Annotated in this window: 4 protein-coding genes; all 4 read right to left on the reverse strand. The window is 33.8% G+C overall.

The features are described from left to right. Positions 1 to 220 precede the first annotated feature (220 nt). The 4 genes from rplT to thrS all read right to left on the reverse strand — a co-directional run bounded on the left by rplT (position 221) and on the right by thrS (position 3,545). Positions 221 to 565 (reverse strand): 50S ribosomal protein L20, encoded by a 345-nt coding sequence (rplT, locus tag VLC96_RS04255; protein WP_200106633.1) that lies wholly within the window; start codon positions 563 to 565, stop codon positions 221 to 223. A gap of 144 nt (positions 566 to 709) precedes the next feature. Then, a complete protein-coding gene (gene rpmI / locus VLC96_RS04260; protein ID WP_007810722.1) occupies positions 710 to 907 on the reverse strand; it encodes a 50S ribosomal protein L35 in 198 nt (65 codons plus the stop codon). A gap of 117 nt (positions 908 to 1,024) precedes the next feature. Beyond that, a complete protein-coding gene (gene infC / locus VLC96_RS04265; RefSeq protein WP_414655563.1) occupies positions 1,025 to 1,582 on the reverse strand; it encodes a translation initiation factor IF-3 in 558 nt (185 codons plus the stop codon). Between the two features lie 16 nt (positions 1,583 to 1,598). Further along, a complete protein-coding gene (thrS, locus tag VLC96_RS04270) occupies positions 1,599 to 3,545 on the reverse strand; it encodes a threonine--tRNA ligase (RefSeq protein ID WP_325260821.1) in 1,947 nt (648 codons plus the stop codon). Positions 3,546 to 4,426: the final 881 nt, after the last annotated feature.

Consider the following 4,426-nt stretch of genomic DNA (forward strand, 5'->3'; position numbering starts at 1 on the left):
AAGGCAAGATTCTAATAAATCGATCTCAGAAAGTTCAAGTTGGATAAATTTTTGAATATGATCAATTAGTGCGTTCTGCATTTTAAGCTAATTTAAGTAAATGTAATTCATTATTTGATCACTTAGTCAAACCCATTGTAAAAACAAAAAAAAACCATTCGCGTTAACGAATGGTTTTTATATAATAAGTAAGTAATCTTAAATTGAGTTTATAAAACGTTTATTTTACTTTATTAAGAATAGCTTTGAAAGCTTCTGGGTGGTTCATAGCTAAATCTGCAAGAACTTTTCTGTTCAATTCGATTCCGTTAGATTTTACTTTACCCATGAATTGAGAGTAAGACATTCCTTCCAAACGAGCTCCAGCGTTGATACGTTGAATCCACAATGAACGGAAGTTTCTTTTGTTTTGCTTTCTATCGCGGTAAGCGTAGCACATTGCTTTCTCAACCGCGTTTTTCGCTACTGTCCAAACGTTTTTACGACGACCAAAGTAACCTTTGGCTTGTTTCATTATTTTTTTTCTTCTTGCTCTTTTAGCAACTGAATTTACCGATCTTGGCATAATTTTATTGTTTTTTTGTAGCAGGCGTCCTGAATTTAATCAAAGGAACTTATAGCCATACTCCAAGGTTATTAAATTTGTTTTAACCTAAAGAAATCTTTTAAGTTTTGTCTTAATGTTTAATTATCAAGACTTAATACTTTATTAGATAATTCTTAATTGTTGTTTGATGCTTTTCATATCTGTTGAGTGAACTAGCGCTGAGTGAGTCAAAGCTAATTTACGTTTTTTAGATTTTTTAGTCAAGATGTGACTTTTGAAAGCATGCTTTCTTTTAATCTTTCCAGAACCAGTAACTTTAAAACGTTTCTTGGCGCTAGATTTGGTTTTCATTTTAGGCATTTTTCCTAGTTTTTTAATTTATCCTTACTTACTTATTTATTTTTAAGTTGTTAAGAATCTAAGAAGCATAGTTACTGAGTTTTGTCTCAATAGCTTAGTTACTTAGAGCTTACTAACTTATTTCTTCTTCTTAGGAGCAATGAACATAATCATTCTCTTTCCTTCAAGAATTGGCATTGCTTCAACTTTTCCGTATTCTTCCAAGTCAGTTGCCAATCTTAATAATAAGATTTGTCCCTGATCTTTATAGATGATAGAACGTCCTTTAAAGAATACAAAAGCTTTTAATTTAGCGCCTTCTTTCAAGAATTTTTCAGCATTCTTTCTCTTAAATTCGTAATCGTGCTCATCAGTTTGAGGACCAAAACGTATTTCTTTTACTACCACTTGAGTAGATTTAGCTTTTAGAGCCTTATCACGTTTCTTTTGTTCGTAAACGAATTTTTTGTAATCCATGATTTTACAAACTGGCGGCTCAGCATTTGGAGAAATCTCAACTAAATCTAATTCAAATTGATCCGCTAATCGTAAAGCTTCTGAGAGTTTAAATACTCCAGGCTCAATATTTTCACCAACAAGTCTTACTTCTTGTACACCACGAATATTATTGTTTATTCTGTGTGCATCCTTCTTTTCTACGCGAGGTTGATAACCTCTGTTGCTTCTTATTGCTATGGCTTTATAATTTAAGTTAAACTGTAAATACTTTTAATGTCTTTTTTATTTCTTCGTCGACAATCGAAGTAAATTCTTCTATTGTAACGCTGATATTTCCTTTTCCTTCTTGACCTTGACGACGAATTGAAATGGTTCCATTTTTCTCTTCTTCTTCACCTACAATCAACATAAATGGGATCTTTTGCAATTCTGCATCTCTAATTTTCTTCCCAATTGTTTCGTTTCTGTTGTCAATTAGGGCGCGAATTTCGTGATTTTCTAGCAGATTTAAAACTTTTTTGGCATAATTTTCATATTTCTCGCTCAAAGACAGTATAATTGCCTGCTCAGGCATCAACCATAGAGGGAAATTTCCTGCGGTATGCTCTAATAAAATCGCAATAAATCGTTCCATAGACCCAAATGGAGCTCTATGAATCATCACAGGTCTATGTAATTCGTTATCAGAGCCTTTGTAAGTCAATTCAAAACGTTCAGGTAAATTGTAATCCACCTGAATAGTTCCTAATTGCCATTGTCTTCCTAAGGCATCTTTTACCATGAAGTCCAGTTTTGGACCATAGAAAGCTGCTTCACCATATTCAACGACAGTATTTAAACCTTTGTCGGCTGCCGCATTGATAATAGCGTTTTCAGCTTTTTCCCAGTTTTCGTCTGAACCTATATATTTGTCTCTGTTTACTTGATCTCTTAATGAAATCTGAGCAGTAAAGTTTTCAAAACCTAATGAACCAAATACATAAAGTACCAGATCAATTACTTTTTTAAACTCTTCGTCCAATTGTTCTGGAGTACAAAAAATGTGAGCATCATCCTGAGTAAATCCTCTTACGCGAGTTAAACCGTGTAATTCACCACTTTGTTCGTATCTGTAAACAGTTCCGAATTCAGCATAACGTTTTGGTAAATCTTTATATGACCAAGGTCTTACATTATAAATTTCACAGTGGTGAGGACAGTTCATTGGTTTCAATAAAAACTCTTCACCTTCGGCTGGAGTATTGATTGGTTGAAAACTGTCAGCTCCATATTTCGCATAGTGACCAGAAGTTACATATAATTCTTTTTGTCCAATATGTGGAGTGACAACTTGCTCGTAACCTGCTTTTTTCTGAGCTTTTTTCAAAAATTGCTCTAATCTGTCTCTTAAAGCGGCTCCTTTTGGTAACCATAAAGGCAAACCCTGACCTACTTTTTGAGAAAAAGCAAACAATTCTAATTCTTTTCCTAGTTTTCTGTGGTCGCGACGTTTCGCTTCTTCTAGTAATTCCAGGTATTCAGTTAATTCTTTTTGTTTAGGAAATGAAGTTCCGTAAACACGAGTTAATTGTTTGTTTTTTTCATCACCTCTCCAGTAAGCACCAGCAACGCTCATTATTTTCACTGCCTTAATGATACCAGTGTTTGGGATATGACCTCCGCGGCATAAGTCAGTAAAAGTATCATGGTCACAAAAAGTGATAGTTCCGTCTTCAAGATTAGTGATCAATTCAGTCTTGTAGACATTATCTTTGTACATTTCTAATGCTTCTGCTTTAGTAACAGGACGCATTTTGAATTCGTGTTTTCCTTTTGAAATTTCAAGAACTCTGTCTTCGATTTTCTTAAAGTCGGCGTCAGTAATTTTTTGATCACCAAAATCCACATCGTAGTAAAAACCATTAGCAATTGCAGGTCCAAGAGTTAATTTGATCCCAGGATACATTTCTTCTAGAACTTGCGCCATCACGTGTGAAGTTGAATGCCAAAAAGCTTTTTTTCCCTCAGCATCATTCCATGTATATAATATAAGACTACCATCAGTGGTCAGTGGAGTTGATGTTTCAATAGTTGTACCGCTGAAAGAAGCCGAAATCACATTTCTTGCAAATCCTTCGCTAATGCTTTTTGCTACATCCATAGGAGTTACTCCAGGAGCAAACTCTTTAACTGACCCGTCGGGCAAAGTAATCTTAATCATTGTTTTTTATTTTTTTTAGAGTGCAAATATAAAGTATTAACAAAACACATACAATAGATATATAAGTTTGTTTTATATAGTTAAAGGTTTAATGAATGATTTGATTAATAGTGATTTTCAGGAGCTAAATCCTGCTCTGCGTTTCAATCTTGTTGTCCGAACCCCGGTCAACAAGGATTTCCACTTCGATCAGGGCTAGGGCTTTGGTTCTTCGTAAGAATGATTGGTGTCCTAACAGGTTTTCAGAACCTGTTAGGTATGCATTAAATTCTACGTTTTGCGATCAATTCCCAATTTCATACGTATTATATAGTATAGTAGAAATTAATGAAAGCAGTATTTCAACTACGAAAAGGAGAGAAGTGACTAAAAACAGTCCTATTTGACTTTTAAAATCATTAAAAAATCATTAAAAACCTTTAAAAAATCCCGTCATAACAGATTAAATCATCAGCGAATGTTCAAAAATCTTAAAAAAGAATAAAATCTCAATTGATAACCCGCATTAAACCAGTTCTTTAAAAAATAAACCAAAAATAAATGCAAAAAGCCATTGTTTAAACGGATAAACTGTCTACTTTTGCACCCGCAATAAGCGCAGACGTTCTAAGAAATTTTGACAAGCAATTGAGATCCAACAGAAAAGAAATTTTCAAAAAAAGATTGAGAAAAGCTTGCCAGAAACAAAAACGCTGCTTATTTTTGCACCCCGCTAAAAGCGCAAGTTATTTGATAAGCTGATAAGAGAAAGAGAGGAAAACGAAAATAAAATTTTTCAAAAAAACTTTAAATTTTTCTTGCCAGGTAAAAAGAAATTGCTACTTTTGCACCCGCTAATCGAAAGACTGGCGGATATAAAAACAGAAGAACACGTTCCTAGA

This window comes from Flavobacterium sp. (genome assembly GCF_035456085.1).
Classification (GTDB): domain Bacteria; phylum Bacteroidota; class Bacteroidia; order Flavobacteriales; family Flavobacteriaceae; genus Flavobacterium.